Here is a 17,025-nt window from a genome sequence, read left to right as displayed (position 1 = left end):
TTGATGATCTTATTTTACTTTTTCAATATTTCCGGGGCGGATATACCATAGGTACCCTTCCACATCATGATACCCTATTTCCTTGAGCAGGCTGATATAGTTTTTCACTTGGCTCTTGTGCCTCTCTTGTTCACGGCCGGTTTTGAAGTCAATGACGATCATTTTCTTTCCGTCATAAATGACGCGGTCGGGCCGTTGCTCGCGTACACGCTGCTCGTTGGGATCATAATAAAGCATGGAGCATTCGTTATAGACCCTCCATTTGGGTGAGAACCATTCGTGTATCTGCGGATTGGAGAGGGCTTTGTCGATGAGTTCTTTCAGCTGGGCGCGTGTCATCGGGCGGTCATAGAGAATGCCGTCAAACTCCATCTTGCTGATGGCGTCGTCCACCTCGGTGTAGTCGTGGATGGAAGCGAAGAGCTTGTGGAGGATATTGCCTGTATTGATATAGCTTTGACGTTTCTGTAGCTCTTCCATTTCGTCTTCAGGGGTCATGAAGTCGGTACTGTCATTGCTCTGAAGGAAGTGAGCTGTCGTCTCGGTGCCTTCTATTTTCACGGGTATGCCTTGCTCTCTCCGCTCAAAAATATTTTCAGCAGGCAGCTCGTTCATGTTGTCAGGAACAGCGGTCTTCGTGCTTTGTCTGACTGAGAGCTTGCCGAAACTATAGTTCACGATGCCGTCCTCGTCCTCTGTCGGCTCCGTTATCCGCATGTCTGCCATCACGTTTCTGATGAGCGTGGAGGGAAACTCAGCGCTCTCTTTCTTGCCCATGACAAAGAGATTGCGTGATGCACGGGTAAAGGCTACGTAGAGAATATTGATATTGTCGATGATGTTCTTGACGTGCTCGACAGTGTAGTCGGTAGCGTAAACAGAGTTTTTCAGCTTGTTGGCATTAAGATTGACGGGCACGACAGGCAGCTCATTGAAAGGTTTCACGGCGGGTTCCACCCACAAAATGTCTGTGGATTTCTCTAATCTCCAGTCGCAGTAAGGCATGATGACATTGTCAAACTCCAGTCCTTTACTTTTGTGGACGGTGAGAAGGCGTATACCGTCAATGTCATCGCTATGGATAGACTTTCCGCAGAGGGTCTCATCCCACTCCGTGAGAAAGTCATCGATACCCACGATGTGACGTTTCAGATAGTTGGAGAGCTGGTCGAAGAAAGCGCAGACATATGCATTTTGATTGCTGAGCCGCTCGAGTTGGAAGATGCTGTAAAGCTTTTCGGCAAGGTCGATAAGCGGCATTGAGAGCAGTGCTGTGCGGTTGACAATCAGCTCCTGCGGTAATAGAGCCTTGTAATTATCGGTTGTTTCTATTGGTTCTTTATCTTCCGTGGGCTGGCATTTCTTGCCGTAGGGTTGCAGCTCGGTACCGGTAAATGCTTTAGCAAGAAAAGCCACCGTCAGGCGATCGCTGGGGTGAGTGAGGAAACGCATGGCGTTGACAATGACGTTTACAGACTGTGAGGCGTCAAGACGGAAGGCTTCGTCAGAGACCATTCTAAGCATGCGGGGCTCTCCATTCACGTTCACAGGGTTGTGAAGGAAGTAGTCGGCAAGCAGCCGGATGTGCTTGTTTCTCCTCACAATGATGGCTATTTGATTGTAGGAAACACCATTTTCAAGCAACATCTCAATAGTCCGCTGCACCTGTGCAATCATTTGTTGCTCATAGTTCTTGCTGGGCAGGAGTCTCACTTCCACTTGTCCGGCTTCGGGTCTGCTTTCAGGGATCTGCTGCCTGACGTCGGCATAAGCCTCCGTCACAATGGGTACATCTTCAGAAAGCTGTGCCGCGGCAGTACTGAAAAAAGCGTTGTTGAAAGCCACTACATTGCGTTGCGAGCGGTAATTGGTGCCGAGTGTTTTCACCTGGACTGTTTCGGGATAATTATTCTCGTTGAGAGATTGCAGCAATTGCCAGTCTCCGTCGCGCCATCGGTAGATGCTTTGCTTGACGTCGCCTACGATGAGGCTGCCTGCTTGATGAGCGATACAGTCGTCAAGAAGCACTTTGAAGTTGGCCCATTGCACGGTGGATGTGTCTTGAAACTCATCGATCATGATGTATCTCAACTGCCCGCCGATCTTCTCATATATAAATGGAGAGTCCTGTCGGTCAATGAGATCGTTGAGCAATTTCTGTGTATTGGATAGTGGGTAGTCGTTATTGTCGGCATTGATACGGCTCACTTCTTGCTCAATACGTCCAAGAAGTCGCAGCTGGTTGACGTTCTGGAGCGTCAGATCAACCGAGTTGACGGTGATTGCTGCATGTTTTCGCATCTCCTCAGCTTCTTCTATCAGCGGCGCGACAAACTCGCGTATGGCTTGAGTTTCGGGCTTGTCGAGGTCGCTTTTCTTCACGAATTTGTCCGAATCAGCAAGTCCTGAGAGAATGTATGAGTTGGGCATCTTGGGCTTATCACCAAGAAAGTTGCCGTTGCCAAGGTTCTCGAAATAGCCGGGAGCGTTGCTATGGCCATGCGAATAACATGTGTCTGTGAGCCCGTATTGCGTGGCGATGGTGGTGTAGCGGTCGGCGTAGGTTTTCATCTCCTGCATGGTCTTTGCTTTCAAAGCACGCAGTTGGGAGGTGTAGCGCTTGAAAAAGTCAGCATCGTCCATAATAAGGCGAAGCTGTTGTTGGTGGCTTTTATAGAAATCGGTGAAGATATTCTGTCCGAAATCCTTAATATTGCTCACGACATTCCAGCTTTTGTCGTCTTCCATGCGCTCGTTGACAAAGTCCATGATCCATACGAGAAGGGGATCGTTGCCGTTGTCGATATTACTGATAAGATCGTCCACGGCTTGGCTCTCCACTTCATTGTCGTTGAGCATCACCTGTAGATTGGCCGTGAGGCCAAGTTCCCGGGCGAGGTTTCTCAGTACTCGTTGGAAGAAACTGTCGATGGTTTCCACGCGGAAACGACTGTAGTCGTGTACCAACAAAGAAAGCGCGTCACTTGCTCTGTTGCGAATGACACGCTCTGAAAGATTTGGAAACGAGGCCTTTACATTATTGAAATAGTCCTCAGCGTCCGGTAAGTTATTGGCAATACCATAGAGTTTCGACAAAATACGCTGTTTCATCTCTTGCGTGGCCTTATTGGTAAAGGTCACGGCAAGAGTAAAACGGTAGTTCGTCGGGTCGCTGACGAGCAACTTGATATACTCTACGGCAAGTGTGAACGTCTTTCCTGACCCTGCACTCGCTTTGTAGACGGTGAGGGGTGCGTCCTTAGTAGGCACGGGCGATAATTACTTTATATTTGGCTTTTGCGCCACTGACCATATCTTTTAGGCCGTCGACGTCTTGGTCGTAGGCAAACGGAATGCAGCGGATGGTGGCCTGCGTGTCTTCTTTGATCTTCGCTTCAGTCTCGGCAGTGCCATCCCATGGGCAGAGAAAGAAACCGCCATCCTTGATTCTCTCCTTAAACTCTTCGTAGTCATGGCACTCGTAGACGTGAGCGTCACGGTAGGTCTTGGCCTTCTCGAAGATAGATTTCTGCATGTCGTCGAGGATGTTTTTCACACGCTCTACAATGCCGTCGAAGCTCACGTTCTCTTTCTCCAGTGTGTCGCGACGCATGATCTCGATGGTGTTGTTTTCCAAATCACGTCCGCCCATGACGAGACGCACGGGCACACCTTTCAGTTCATAGTCAGCGAATTTGAAGCCAGGACGCTTGTTGTCGGCATCGTCGTATTTCACGCTGATACCTAATTGACGCAGCTCGTTGATGACGGGTTGAAGCTTTGCTGAAATAGCCGTGAGTTGTTCTGCGTTCTTGTTGATAGGCACGATGACAACCTGGGTAGGAGCCAATCGCGGTGGCAACACGAGACCATTGTCGTCGGAATGCACCATGATCAGAGCGCCCATGAGGCGTGTAGAGACGCCCCACGATGTTGCCCACACATATTCTGGTTTGTTATCCTTGTTGAGAAACTGCACGTCGAAACTCTTGGCGAAGTTCTGTCCAAGGAAGTGGCTCGTGCCACTCTGCAGTGCTTTACCGTCCTGCATCATGGCTTCGATGGTATAAGTGTTGAGGGCGCCGGCAAAACGCTCTGTAGGACTTTTCACTCCCTGCAGCACAGGCACGTCCATCCAGTTCTCTACGAAGTCGGCATACACATGCAACATCTTCTGTGCCTCGGTCTCAGCTTCTTCCTTCGTAGCGTGGGCGGTATGCCCCTCCTGCCAAAGAAACTCTGATGTGCGCAGGAAAGGACGGGTGCGCATTTCCCATCGCATGACGTTGCACCACTGATTACACATGATTGGCAGGTCGCGCCAGGAGTGAATCCAGTTTTTGTAAGTGTGCCAGATCATGGTTTCGGAAGTGGGACGAATGATGAGGGGCTCGTCAAGCCTGGCGTCGGGGTCAACAACAATCTGCCCGTCGTCAGTGGCTTTCAGACGGTAATGAGTCACCACAGCACTTTCTTTTGCAAAGCCTTTCACGTGCTCGGCTTCCCGTGCGAAAAAGCTCACGGGAATCAGCAAGGGGAAATAAGCGTTCTGAACACCTGTTTCCTTGAACATCTTGTCAAGTTGAGCTTGCATCTTCTCCCAAATGGCATATCCATAAGGCTTGATTATCATGCAGCCACGTACGGGTGCTATCTCCGCCAAATCGGCTTTCATCACCAAGTCGTTGTACCACTGGCTGTAGTTGTCAGCGCGCTTGGTCAGTTGTTTCAGTTCTTTTGCCATAATTTTTCAGTCATAGGGAAATCCCTACACGAATGTAGGCGTTTCCGGAATGCGCAAATTTTATTATTGTTTAATTTTGCGGCAAAGTTAATAAAAAAAGATAGCATAAACGGCTTAACCGCGAAAAAAAGGCTACCTTTGCACTAAGAAAAAAGGAATAACATATAATTAACACAAACATTATGAAAAACGCAAAGTCTATTGCACTTGGTATGTGCATGCTTACACTCGTAGGTGGAACGTCATTAACCAGCTGTGCCACAAAGCAGGGTACAGGTACGCTTGTCGGTGGTGGTGCCGGTGCAGCCTTAGGTTCTGTCATTGGCGGCATTTTGGGTCATGGCAAAGGTGCCGCAGTCGGTGCTGCTATTGGTGGTGCTGTCGGTTCTGGCGCGGGTGCCTTGATTGGTCATCATATGGACAAGGTAGCTGAGCAGGCGCGCCAGGTGGAGAACGCCAAGGTGGAGACAGTGACCGATGCTAACGGCCTGAAAGCTGTGAAGGTGACCTTCGACAATGGTATCCTCTTCAAGTTGGGTAAGTACGATTTGCAGAGTGGCGCTATCAAAGACCTGACCCAGTTCTCCAAAGTACTGAAGAATAACCCTACTTGTTCGGTTGATATTCAGGGCTATGCCTCTTCTGACGGCTCCGATGAAGTGAATCTCAAGCTCTCTCAGAATCGTGCTAATTCAGTGAAGAACTTCCTCGTGGGCAACTGTTCTGTTCCTTCCTCACAAATCAAGAACGCTGTGGGTTATGGTGAGAGCAATCTTGTCACCAATGCTGATGGTACAGAGAACCGCTCTGCAAGCCGCCGCGTGGAGGTCTATCTGTATGCCTCACAGGCTATGGTCGACGCTGCCAACAACGGCACGTTGAAGTAATGAAACTTTTTCGCAAAATAGTACGCTGGGTGGTGGGGGCATTCTTTGCTTCCACCATTCTTGCTGTCATAGCTTACCGTTTCATTCCTGTCTATATTACTCCGCTGATGGTGATTAGGTGTTTCCAAAACGGTTCAACAACCATTCATCATCATTGGATTTCTCTTGACGAGATGTCTGCGCACATGCCGGTTGCCGTCATGGCCAGTGAGGACTCGCGCTTCTTGCTGCACCATGGCTTTGATTTTGATGCCATAGGCAAAGCTGCGGAAAACAACCTCAAGGGAAGACGAAAGCACGGGGCCAGCACAATATCGCAGCAGGCGGCCAAGAACGTCTTTCTGTGGCCGGGACGCTCATGGATAAGAAAAGGCTTTGAGGTTTATTTCACGGCTCTGATGGAGCTTTTCTGGAGCAAGCAGCGCATCATGGAGGTATATCTCAATTCCATTGAGATGGGACCAAGCATCTATGGTGTGGCATCGTGTGCCGAATACAATTTCGGAAAGAAGCCGGCGGACTTGACGCGCGCTGACTGCGCGCTCATTGCGGCCACTCTTCCCAATCCCCGTAAGTTCTCTTCTAAATATCCGAGTGCTTACATGCGCAAGCGGCAGCGGCAGATTATGGCCAACATGCGCTATATACCGACCTTCCCTAAAGAGGGTGAGGACTATAATCCAAATACAGCTGTAGGCGGCACCTACCATTGATCTTTTTAATTGCCAATAACACCATCATGCAGACAGACGACACTATTTTCGCACAACTTAATCCCGCACAACAGCAGGCGGTAGCTTATTGCGATTCCCCGCAGCTTGTCATTGCCGGCGCTGGTTCGGGGAAAACACGGGTGCTCACTTTCAAGATCGCCTACCTTCTGCGGCATTACGGTCTCAAGCCCTGGAATATTTTGGCGCTGACCTTTACCAACAAGGCTGCGCGGGAAATGAAGAACCGCATTGCCGCCATTGTGGGACAGGAGCGGGCAAAGTATCTGCAGATGGGTACCTTCCACTCTGTCTTCTCTCACATTCTTAGAGTGGAGGCACAGTCGATCGGCTATGGTTCTGACTTCACTATCTATGATGAGGCTGACTCCCGCTCGCTCATCAAGAATATCCTCAAGCTGATGGGCCTCGACGACAAGACCTACAAGCCCGCCACGGTGCATGCTGCCATCTCTATGGCTAAGAACCATCTCCTTGGTCCTCAGCAATATGCCGCGGACAGTGACGCCCTGCAGCGTGACCGGCGCCGCAACATGCCGGAGACGTCCAAGATCTTCGCGACCTACCAGCAACGCCTCAGACAGGCCAATGCCATGGATTTTGACGACCTGCTCATCGAGACTTTCCGTTTGCTGAAAGACCATGAGGACATCCGTCAGAAATACGCGGCGCGTTTCCAGTACGTCCTCGTTGACGAGTATCAGGACACCAACTATGCTCAGCAATGCATCGTGGAATTGCTCACGAAAGACAACCCACATGTCTGTGTGGTGGGCGATGACTATCAGAGCATCTATGCTTTTCGGGGCGCTAATATTGCCAACATTCTGAAGTTCAGCAAGATTTATCCCACTGCCAAACTTTTTAAGTTGGAGCGGAACTACCGCTCAACCCAGAACATCGTGGCGGCAGCCAATTCGCTGATGAAGCACAACCATGACCAAATTGACAAGGATGTGTACAGTGAGAATGCTGAAGGCGAGAAGGTTACGGTCTGTGAAACCATCTCCGACAAGCGCGAGGCGAGTATTGTCTGCCGTGAGATCAAACGGCTCATGAAAGAGGAGAACCTGCACTACAGTGATTTTGCCATCCTCTACCGCACCAACGCACAGAGCCGTACCTTTGAGGAGGAAATGCGAAAACCCGAGGTGGGCATGGGAGCCAACTACCGTATCTATGGCGGGCTGAGCTTCTATCAACGCAAGGAGATTAAGGACATCATCGCTTATTTCCGTCTCGTCGTCAATCCTGATGATGAGGAGGCGTTCCGCAGAATCATCAACTATCCCGCCCGTGGCATCGGAAACACCACTGTCCTAAAGATTGTTGCGGCAGCTGAACAGGACGGCGTGAGTCTTTGGGAAGTCCTTAATCATCCCGCAGAGCACCGCTTGGATGTGAACAAGGGCACGATGTCGAAACTTTTAGGCTTCCGTTCACTCATCTCCTCTTTTATCGATGAGTCACGGGAAAAAAACGCAATAATGCTTGGCCAGAACATTATTGAGAAGTCCGGCATTAAAGCTGATCTTGCCCAAGACAAGACTCCGGAGGGTGATTCCAGACGGGAGAATGTTGACGCACTGGTTTCAGGCATTGCCTCGTTTGTACAAGCGCAGCGGGAAGACGGGCAGGGCGAGTTCACCCATCTGGCGGATTATCTGCAGACAGTGTCGCTAATGACTGATGCCGACGACGACGATGACTCCGACGACAAGGTGACACTCATGACCATACATTCGGCTAAGGGTCTGGAGTTCAACACGGTCTTCGTGGTCGGCTTAGAGGAAAACATCTTCCCCAGTATGATGTCGCTCGACAATCCCAAAGACTTGGAGGAAGAGCGCCGCCTCCTTTATGTAGCTATCACGCGAGCCGAGAAGCATTGTTACCTTACTTGGGCGCATACACGCTGGCGATATGGCAAGATGGACGCGTTTGTCAATCCCAGCCGTTTCATTGCGGAGATTGATTCCAGATGTCTACGCACGGAAGTTGAAGGAGGCCGGAGCGCCGGCGGTTTCGCTTCGTGGGCGGGTTCGCCGGAAGGCTCATTCCTGGGTGATAACGATTATGAGGCTAACAGACCTTATACGGGCTACCATGCCTGGGGTGAGGGTTACACGCAGCGCAGCGGACGTATGCAGAACTCAAGACCGGTGGCAGGGCAGTTCATGGCTGACCCCATACCCAAGGCCACAGCGCCACACCGAGCGGAAAAGGCAGTCAATCCGTTCTCCGAGGCTTTTGAGCAAAAGCTCCGTCAAAGCGGCAGATGGTCGAAAGTGTCGCGTGCCATGACAAATGGTGGCCGCGCTGTGAGCAACGGGACAACTTCGAGTTCACAGGCTCTGAAGACGGGTGATGTGATTGAGCATCAGCGCTTTGGTAAAGGCACCGTGGTGAAGATTGAAGGGGAGGGCGAGAACAGGAAGGCTACCGTTTCATTTGAACAGACCGGCATGAAACAGCTTTTGCTGAAATTTGCCCATTTCAAGGTGGTGTCGTAACACCTCACTTTTGTTTTCTTTACTTATGTGATGTGATCGTGTGACAACTGTCGAACGATCGTCAAGCAGTTGCCGCACAATCGTTCCACAGTTGCCGCACAATCGTTCGACAGTTGTCGCACGATCGTAAATAACAAGTCGGGTGCGATTTACTTTACGATACCTTTCTCCAGATACTCTTCCAAATTGACCCTTACTTTAGCGGCAGCATCATTAGCAGCAACCTCTTTCATGTCGTTGTTGACCATGATTTTGACGAGTTCCTCGAACGAGGTTCTGGTGGGATTCCAGCCGAGCACGGCTTTCGCTTTTGTTGGATCTCCCCAGAGATTCACTACGTCCGTTGGCCGGTAGAAGTCGGGTGATACCTCCACAAGAATTTTTCCTGTGGCTTTGTCAATACCCTTTTCGTCGGCACCCTCACCGCTCCATGCCAACTCGATGCCTACTTCATGGAAGGCAAGGGTCGCAAATTCGCGCACGGTGTGTTGTTTACCTGTCGCGATGACGAAGTCGTCGGGTCTTTCATTCTGCAGGATGAGCCACATGCACTCCACATAGTCTTTTGCATATCCCCAGTCACGGCGACTGCTGAGATTGCCGAGATAGAGCTTATCCTGCTTTCCCTGCTTGATGCGTGCTGCTGCCAGTGTAATTTTCCGAGTCACAAAGGTTTCGCCGCGCCGCTCGCTCTCGTGGTTGAACAGGATACCGTTGCATGCAAACATGTGGTAGGCATCGCGGTATTCCTTTACAATCCAGTAACCGTACTGCTTTGCGACGGCATAGGGAGAGTAGGGATGGAAGGGTGTGTTCTCATTTTGGGGCACTTCCTCCACTTTGCCATAGAGCTCGGAAGTCGAAGCCTGATAGATGCGGCAACAGTCGGTGAGTCCTAATTGGCGCACGGCCTCCAGTATGCGCAGCACGCCTACGGCATCCACGTTGGCAGTGTATTCAGGCGAGTCAAAACTCACTTGCACATGGCTCTGTGCGGCAAGGTTATAGATTTCTGTAGGCTGGACAACGCTTATGACGCCGAGAATGCTCATAGAGTCGCTCAGGTCGGCATAGTGAAGGTGGAAATTTGTTTTTCCCTCAAGATGCGCAATACGGGGCCGGAAGTCTACGGAAGACCTGCGAATGACACCGTGTACATCGTAGCCTTTTTCTAATAACAATTCGGCCAGATAGGAACCGTCCTGGCCTGTGATGCCCGTAATAAGGGCTGTATTTCTTTTCTTCATAATGCTGTTTGTGATGATCTGTCCTTTTTGAAGGGTAGCGTTTTAATGGTTTAGATGGTTGCTTAATGCCGCGATTGTGTTTTTCACGCGTCGGACTGTTGTTATCATCCTTTCAGAAGACTCCTGCATGGAATCGGGTTGGAAGGAGACTGGGCTTGTCATGGGTTCGCGCGCGGAGAAATGATATTCCCTGATTCCCGTCTTTTTGTAGAGTTGAAGAATGTTTTCTTCATTGACACCGCTTCCGGCAAGAATGGCAATGCGGCCAGCTGCCTGAAGATAAAGATCGTGGAGGAGAGAAGCTCCGTCAATGGCGTTAGAATGCTGCCCGGAGGTAAGCACGCGGTCGAAACCGAGTCCGATGAGTTTTTCCAGCGCCTCTTTTGGCTGTCGACAACGGTCGAAGGCACGATGGAAGGTTACCGAGATGCCTTTACAGTGCGCGAGCAACTGTCGGCAGGCATTCCCGTCAAGGGTGCCATCGGGGTGAAGACAGCCAAAAACGACGCCGTCTGCACCAAGTTGTCGGGCCATGTCGATATCAGTAGCCATTCGTTCCAACTCGAGTGGAGAGTAACAGAAGTCACCGCCACGGGGACGGATGATGACATGAAGGCGGATGGCAGTCAGCAGTTTTCGGGCGGTCTTGATCTCGGCATAAGAAGGTGTTGTGCCACCTTCTGGAATGCCTGCACAGAGTTCCACACGGTCAGCGCCACCTTCCTGCGCGGCCAGACAACTCTCAACGCCATTGGTGCAAATCTCAAACAGAAAATTCTTTCTATTCATAAAAATTGCTTTTATGGTTGTAAAATTACAACTTTCCATTGAAACATTTGCTCTTTTATTAAGAAAAAAGTACTTTTGCAATGATAAATAATTTTAGCAATGAGACACAGATCACTTCTGTTTTGCTGTCTGTTAGCCTTTGCGATGACAGCGCACGCCGGTCATTTCATCACTGATGCGTCTTATCGCCAGAAGGTGAATACGGCATTTAATCACAAGATGCATCTGGTGGGAACCAAGTTTTTTCAGGTCCGTAACCTTGGCGTAACGCAAGAGGAGCAAGAGGCTTTGGAGTTTCTCTATGCCTACATGCCAATTGCTGATGTGACTGACTATCCTACGCGTTACCATTTGAACAATGTGCGTGTAGCCTTGCGCGCCCGTCGTGAGATGCCTTGGGGTGGTCGTGTGCCGGAAATGCTCTTTCGTCATTTTGTTCTTCCTATGCGTGTCAACAATGAGCCATTGGACTCATCAAGAGTTGTCTTCTATCGCACATTAAAGGATAGGATCAAGGGCATGACTATGGAGCAGGCCATTCTTGAGGTCAATCACTGGTGTCATGAGCACGTGACATATGAGCCGAGTGATGCGCGTACTTCGTCACCTTTACAGACGCTCCGTACGGGTCGCGGGCGTTGTGGTGAAGAAAGCACGTTTACGGTGGCGGCGCTCCGCTCTATCGGCATACCCGCGCGCCAGGTCTATACACCGCGATGGGCGCATACCGATGACAACCATGCCTGGGTTGAGGCATGGGCTGACGGTAAGTGGCATTTTCTTGGAGCTTGCGAGCCCGAGCCGGTTTTGGACCTTGGATGGTTCAATATCCCGGCCTCACGGGCCTTGCTTACCCATACACGTGTGTTTGGTGACTATGAGGGACCGGAGGAAGTGATGCTGCGTACGCCCAATAATACAGAGATCAACTTGATCGATAATTATGGCAGTTCGGCTCCGGTTAGGTTTCATGTTGTTTTTGCTGATGGCTCACCGGCTGCAGATGCACGAGTAGATTTCAAGATATATAACTACGCGGAGTTTTATCCTGCAGTTGCTAAATATACGGACAGAGATGGATATACCACTCTTTCAGCAGGAAAAGGAGACATGTTGGTATGGGCTTCGAAAAATGGTTATTACGGTTATGTGAAGGCTTCTTTCGGCAAAGACAGTCTGTTGACCATTCGTCTGACCAATAATGGCAGTACCGTGTTCTCGGGTCAGGAATTAGATATTGTGCCGCCTCCGGAGCAAGCTCATCTGCCGGTAGTTTCAGCTGAAGCGCGTGTGAAGAATGATAGGCGTCTCTCTTATGAGGATTCCTTGCGCAATGCCTATATAGCTTCTTTTCCCACCGTTGAAAGTTTGAAGCAGTATCCTGACACAGCCGTGGTGCCTTTGTTAGTCAAAGCTCGTGGCAACTGGAAGGTGATAGAGGCTTTCCTCTTAAAATACAAGGGCCAGCATGACCGTGCAATCCGGCTTTTGGAAAGCCTCTCGGATAAGGATTTACGTGACATCCCGATGGAAATACTGGATGACAACATGCTGGCTTCGACGGATCAGCTTTGCCCCCGCGTGGAGGATGAGATGATAACGCGTCCTTTCAAATGTTTCTTTGAAAGGGTATTTGCCTCTCAGGCAAAGTCTTTCCGTGCGGATCCTTCGAGGCTTGCGGTATGGATGAGCACTCATATAAGACTGAATCCGGATAAGAAATCCATGAGTATTGCCCAAACGCCGGTAGGCGTCTATGAGAGCGGACTTACAGATGAACGTGGCCGTGATATTTTCTTTGTGGATGTCGCTCGTAGCTTGGGCATAGAGGCGAGGAAAGACATGGTAACATCGAAAGTCCAATATATGAGAAATGGTCAGTGGGTAGATGTGAATTTTGACCACCAAAAGTCATCAGTGGCGCAGCAGGGTACTTTGGTGTTGGACTATCAGCCCACTGAGCAATTGGAGAATCCAAAGTACTATAGCTATTTCACGATCAGTAAAATAGTCGATGGCCGCACGAGTCTTCTCAATTTCGATGAGGAGCAAGTAGATATGGGTGGCGGTACGTCCTGGGCAAATACATTCAAGAATGGCACGCCGTTGGATGCGGGTACTTACCTGCTTGTTACCGGACAACGTCTTGCTGACGGAAGTGTGTTGGCGAGAAATACAATTTTCAGGGTGATGCCGGGCAAGACCACGCATGTGGCATTAGTGATTCGCGAATCAACGGATGGGGTAAAGGTCATTGGTAATTTTGACAGTGAGTCGCTTTATCAAAGCCAGAATAAAGGTATGGTCAGTATTCTCAGCCAGACGGGAAGAGGCTATTTCGTGGTTGGCTTATTAGGGATCGGGCAGGAACCTACCAATCATGCACTGCACGATTTGGCTCGGGTCAAGGCACAACTTGACCGTTGGGGACGCCCGTTAGTCTTTCTCTTTGAAAACGAAGAGGCTGCGAAGAAGTTTGTGGTGCAAGCGAATGAGTTTGGCGCTCTGCCGTCCAACACTCTTTATGGTATTGATAAAGACGGAAAGATCCGTAAGCAGATTGTAGCGGGGATGCACCTGAAGAGCACCACTCAATTGCCGGTCTTCATTATTGCCGATACGTTCAATCGCGTACTGTTCGTTTCACAGGGATATACTATTGGTCTTGGAGAGCAGATCTCCAAGGTGGCAGCAAAGTTATAAGCAAAATGAAGGGGCCCTGAAAAGGCACCCCTTATTTTTGGTTAATGGTCTATTTATAAATACTCTGAAGTGAACAGTTTGGATCGTGCGATCATGGCGGCACCGATTACGCCTGCCTTCTTCTTGAGTGTGGAAGTCTCAATGATGGAGTCGTCACTGACCAAATGCAACGCGTATTTCTTGATAGCACTGCGGACACTTTGTGTAATATAGCCGCCGTCATTGGACAGTTCGCCTCCAATAATGAGCTTGTCGGGGTTAAAGATATTGATCATTCCGGAGAGGAACATGCCAAGCTTGTCTCCCATCTGACTGATACACTCAATGCACATCATGTCTTCTTTGCCCAATGCAGTAAGAATATCGTCCAGACAAAGCACTCCGTCTTTCCCAGAGCCACCCTTGCAGAGTATAGACTGCTCACCTTTTGCCAGCCGCTCATTGATGATCCGCAAGAGAGCAGCGCCAGAGACCTCCGTCTCCAGGCAGCCTTTTTTGCCACAGCGGCAGATGATTTCATTGTTAAAATAGTGCATGTGCCCGATCTCTCCGGAGAATCCAGACTTCCCAATGTAAAGTTTTCCGTCTGTGATAATGCCCATTCCTATTCCATAACTCACATTGACAAAAAGAGCATTTCTTACACCTTCTGCACAGCCTTTGATATGTTCGCCGTAAGTCATGGCACGGGTATCGTTGTCAATGTGCGTAGAGACTCCCACACGGTCGCTGAAGGAATTGGCAAGGTTTTCCTCGAAGGCGAAGGTGCTGAAGCTATTTCCGGTGTGAGGCTTCACACGGCCAGAGATATTGACGCAGACCTTGAATAGGTTACCGTTGTTAAGTTGTTTTTCTTCGATGTAGGTCTTGATGCCCTGGCATAGTTTTTCAAAACATTCTGGATTGTTTTCCAAATGGAAGGGAATTCCCATGCGCAGGTCTTTCACCTCGCCTGCAAAGTCCACGAGGCAAAAGTTGAGTGCATCTTGACAAGGATCCACACCGAGGAAATATCCACATGCGGGATTGAGTCCGTACATCATTGGCACGCGTCCCAATCCACTTTCATGCTTTCCCATCTCTATGACAACACCTTTTTCCAAAAGTTCTCCAACAATCTTTGTTGCTGTTGGCGTGCTCATCATAGCACTTCGGGCCAAGTCAGGAATGGAGGTTTGTCCTTCTGTGATGAGCGTGTTCATCAACTTTTTCTTAGGCAGCGTGTCCATCGCTGCAATGACAGATTTGACTAATCGTTCCATTTAAAAAAATGTTTAAGGCCTTTATCAGCTCTCATGGAAAAGATGAAGAGCATTTTATTAATAAATGCCAGAATACTTGCTCCTTTCTTTTCGAGGGAGAGCTGGTAAAGGGGAGATTAGGGTCGTAACAATAGTGTTACGGCCGGTATTGTACGAAGGCTTCCATGGCTTCATAGCAAGCCAGTCCGAGATCATCGTAAAGCTTTGCCGTTCCACGGTTACGATCTTCAGCTCGTTGCCAGAATAGGCGCTCGTCGTTGCCGAGGAAGGGCGCGCTTTCCATTTGTGAGCTGTGCTTGAGGATAGCGTTTCGTTTAGCTCTTAGCTCTTCCGGCGACATAGGAACACACATCTCGATGTTTTCAATTTCCCATTCTGCCCAAGCTCCACGGTACATCCAGATGCGGCAGTTCTTGAGCCACTGTGCGCCAGCCTGCTTCTCAAGGTCTATGGCTGCCAACACAGCGTCGGTGCATTTACGGTGGGTACCGTGTGGGTCAGCGAGGTCACCAGCTACGAATATTTCGTCCGGATGGATCTCGACAAGCAACTTTCTGACAATGTTCACGTCTTTCTCCGTCATGGGGAATTTCTCAATGCGGCCGCTCTCATAGAAGGGAAGGTCGAGGAAATGGACGTGGTCGAGTGGAATGTGGTTGTAAGTACAGGCTGTACGTGCTTCACCACGCCGGATTAATCCTTTGATATGGCGCACGTCGGGAGTATCAATATCTCCTTCTTTCTTCTCGGCAAGGAAAACTTTGATGTCTTTATACATCTTCTTGATGGTCTCATCTTTCTCGCCTATGAAGATTTGATTGAATCCGTTGATGAAATGCATGAAGCGAGTCACCTCCTCATCGCCCACTGCGATGTCTCCTGATGTCTCATAGGCTACATGGAGGTCATGTCCCTGGTTGACGAGACGTTGGATGGTGCCACCCATAGAGATGACATCGTCGTCAGGGTGGGGTGAGAATACAATGATGCGTTTGGGGAATGGTGTGGCACGCTCTGGACGGTTGCTGTCGTCAGCATTGGGCTTACCGCCAGGCCATCCAGTGATGGTGTGCTGCAGGTCATTGAATATCTTGATATTACACTGATAGGCAGAGCCATAAAGTGCTAAAAGTTCGGAGAGGCCATTCTCGTTGTAGTCTTTGTTAGTAAGTTTGAGGATAGGCTTACCAATCTTCTGACAGAGCCAGACGAGAGCGGCACGAGTAAGTTTGTTATTCCATTTGCAACTGGCTACGAGCCACGGATGGATGATACGCGTGAGTTTCCCTGCCGCTGCCAGGTCTGTCACCACATGACAGTCGTTATGGGTCTGCAGAAAACTGGAAGGAATGGAATCGGTGAGTGGGCCTTCAACTGTTTTCTGGATGATGTCGGCTTTCTCTTCGCCCCATGCGGTGACGAAGATTTTGCGTGATGCCATGATGTTGGCCATGCCCAGTGTGATAGAGCAGGGTGGTACTGCATCCTGTCCGCCAAAGCTCATGGTCATCTCCTCACGTGAAGTAGCGTCAATGAGCATGAGGCGTGTACGCGATGCGAGACCTGAACCTGGCTCATTAGTAGCGACATTACCGATACGTCCTATGCCAAGGAGCATGATGTCAATACCACCTGCAGCGGCAATATTTTCTTCATATTGGCGGCAAAGTTGCTGTACGTCGCCTTGTGGCACCATGCCATCAGGAGAGAAAATGTTTTCAGCAGGGATGTCAAGGTGGTCAAGAAAGAGCGTCTTGAGCTGATGAAGACTGCTGATTGCACTTTCTGCCTTGAGTGGGAAATACTCGTAGGCATTGAACACCACTACGTTGTGGAAGCTCAGGCTCTCTTCTTTGTGACGGCGGATAAGCTCTTCGAAGATGGGAGTAAGACTCTGTCCTGTTCCTACTCCAAACACACACTTTTTCCCCTCCCTTTCTTTTGCTTTGATTTCTTGTTCTACAGCATCTGCAATGGCTTTTGCACCGTCTTCTACTTTGGGATAGATATCGGTAGGCAGCTTCTCAAAGCGTGTGATTTCGGACCGTTCTACGGCGGTGGAAGGGTGATAGAATTCCTCAGCAACTTGGTTGAGGACAATCTGTGAACTTAAATTCAAATTCATGGTTGTATGTACTTAGTAGGCTTT

Annotated in this window: 10 protein-coding genes; 4 read left to right on the top strand and 6 right to left on the bottom strand. The window is 49.7% G+C overall.

All coding sequences use genetic code 11. The features are described from left to right. Nucleotides 1-9: 9 nt before the first annotated feature. Both PREMU_RS07625 and proS read right to left on the bottom strand, forming a co-directional pair. Nucleotides 10-3,270, bottom strand: coding sequence for a UvrD-helicase domain-containing protein (locus PREMU_RS07625; protein ID WP_007574338.1), 3,261 nt, complete (start codon nucleotides 3,268-3,270; stop codon nucleotides 10-12). Next, a complete protein-coding gene (gene proS, locus PREMU_RS07620; RefSeq protein WP_007574337.1) occupies nucleotides 3,260-4,744 on the bottom strand; it encodes a proline--tRNA ligase in 1,485 nt (494 codons plus the stop codon). The genes PREMU_RS07625 and proS overlap by 11 nt, the downstream gene beginning before the upstream one ends. Nucleotides 4,745-4,926: 182 nt before the next feature. On the opposite strand from proS, the gene PREMU_RS07615 reads away from it, so the two are divergent. Genes PREMU_RS07615 through PREMU_RS07605 form a run of 3 tightly spaced genes read left to right on the top strand, consistent with a single transcriptional unit; the run spans nucleotide 4,927 to nucleotide 8,875 of the window. Next, a complete protein-coding gene (locus PREMU_RS07615) occupies nucleotides 4,927-5,631 on the top strand; it encodes an OmpA family protein (RefSeq protein ID WP_007574335.1) in 705 nt (234 codons plus the stop codon). Continuing rightward, nucleotides 5,631-6,344, top strand: coding sequence for a monofunctional biosynthetic peptidoglycan transglycosylase (gene mtgA, locus PREMU_RS07610; protein ID WP_007574334.1), 714 nt, complete (start codon nucleotides 5,631-5,633; stop codon nucleotides 6,342-6,344). The genes PREMU_RS07615 and mtgA overlap by 1 nt, the downstream gene beginning before the upstream one ends. Before the next feature lie 26 nt (nucleotides 6,345-6,370). Further along, a complete protein-coding gene (locus PREMU_RS07605; protein ID WP_007574332.1) occupies nucleotides 6,371-8,875 on the top strand; it encodes a UvrD-helicase domain-containing protein in 2,505 nt (834 codons plus the stop codon). A 149-nt stretch (nucleotides 8,876-9,024) separates the two neighbouring features. Here PREMU_RS07605 and gmd read toward each other — a convergent pair whose 3' ends face one another. Beyond that, nucleotides 9,025-10,122, bottom strand: a complete 1,098-nt coding sequence (gene gmd / locus PREMU_RS07600; RefSeq protein ID WP_007574330.1) for a GDP-mannose 4,6-dehydratase — start codon at nucleotides 10,120-10,122, stop codon at nucleotides 9,025-9,027. Between the two features lie 42 nt (nucleotides 10,123-10,164). Next, on the bottom strand, nucleotides 10,165-10,911 hold the full coding sequence (locus PREMU_RS07595; protein ID WP_007574328.1) for a copper homeostasis protein CutC: 747 nt from the start codon (nucleotides 10,909-10,911) through the stop codon (nucleotides 10,165-10,167). A gap of 99 nt (nucleotides 10,912-11,010) precedes the next feature. On the opposite strand from PREMU_RS07595, the gene PREMU_RS07590 reads away from it, so the two are divergent. Next, a complete protein-coding gene (locus tag PREMU_RS07590; RefSeq protein ID WP_007574326.1) occupies nucleotides 11,011-13,614 on the top strand; it encodes a transglutaminase-like domain-containing protein in 2,604 nt (867 codons plus the stop codon). 53 nt (nucleotides 13,615-13,667) lie between these two features. Here PREMU_RS07590 and PREMU_RS07585 read toward each other — a convergent pair whose 3' ends face one another. Next, a complete protein-coding gene (locus tag PREMU_RS07585) occupies nucleotides 13,668-14,876 on the bottom strand; it encodes an ROK family protein (protein ID WP_007574324.1) in 1,209 nt (402 codons plus the stop codon). A gap of 136 nt (nucleotides 14,877-15,012) precedes the next feature. After that, nucleotides 15,013-17,001, bottom strand: coding sequence for a glucosamine-6-phosphate deaminase (locus PREMU_RS07580; RefSeq protein ID WP_007574321.1), 1,989 nt, complete (start codon nucleotides 16,999-17,001; stop codon nucleotides 15,013-15,015). Nucleotides 17,002-17,025: the final 24 nt, after the last annotated feature.

This window comes from Hallella multisaccharivorax DSM 17128, from assembly GCF_000218235.1.
Lineage (GTDB): Bacteria > Bacteroidota > Bacteroidia > Bacteroidales > Bacteroidaceae > Prevotella > Prevotella multisaccharivorax.
This window is presented reverse-complemented; position numbering and strand designations above follow the sequence as displayed.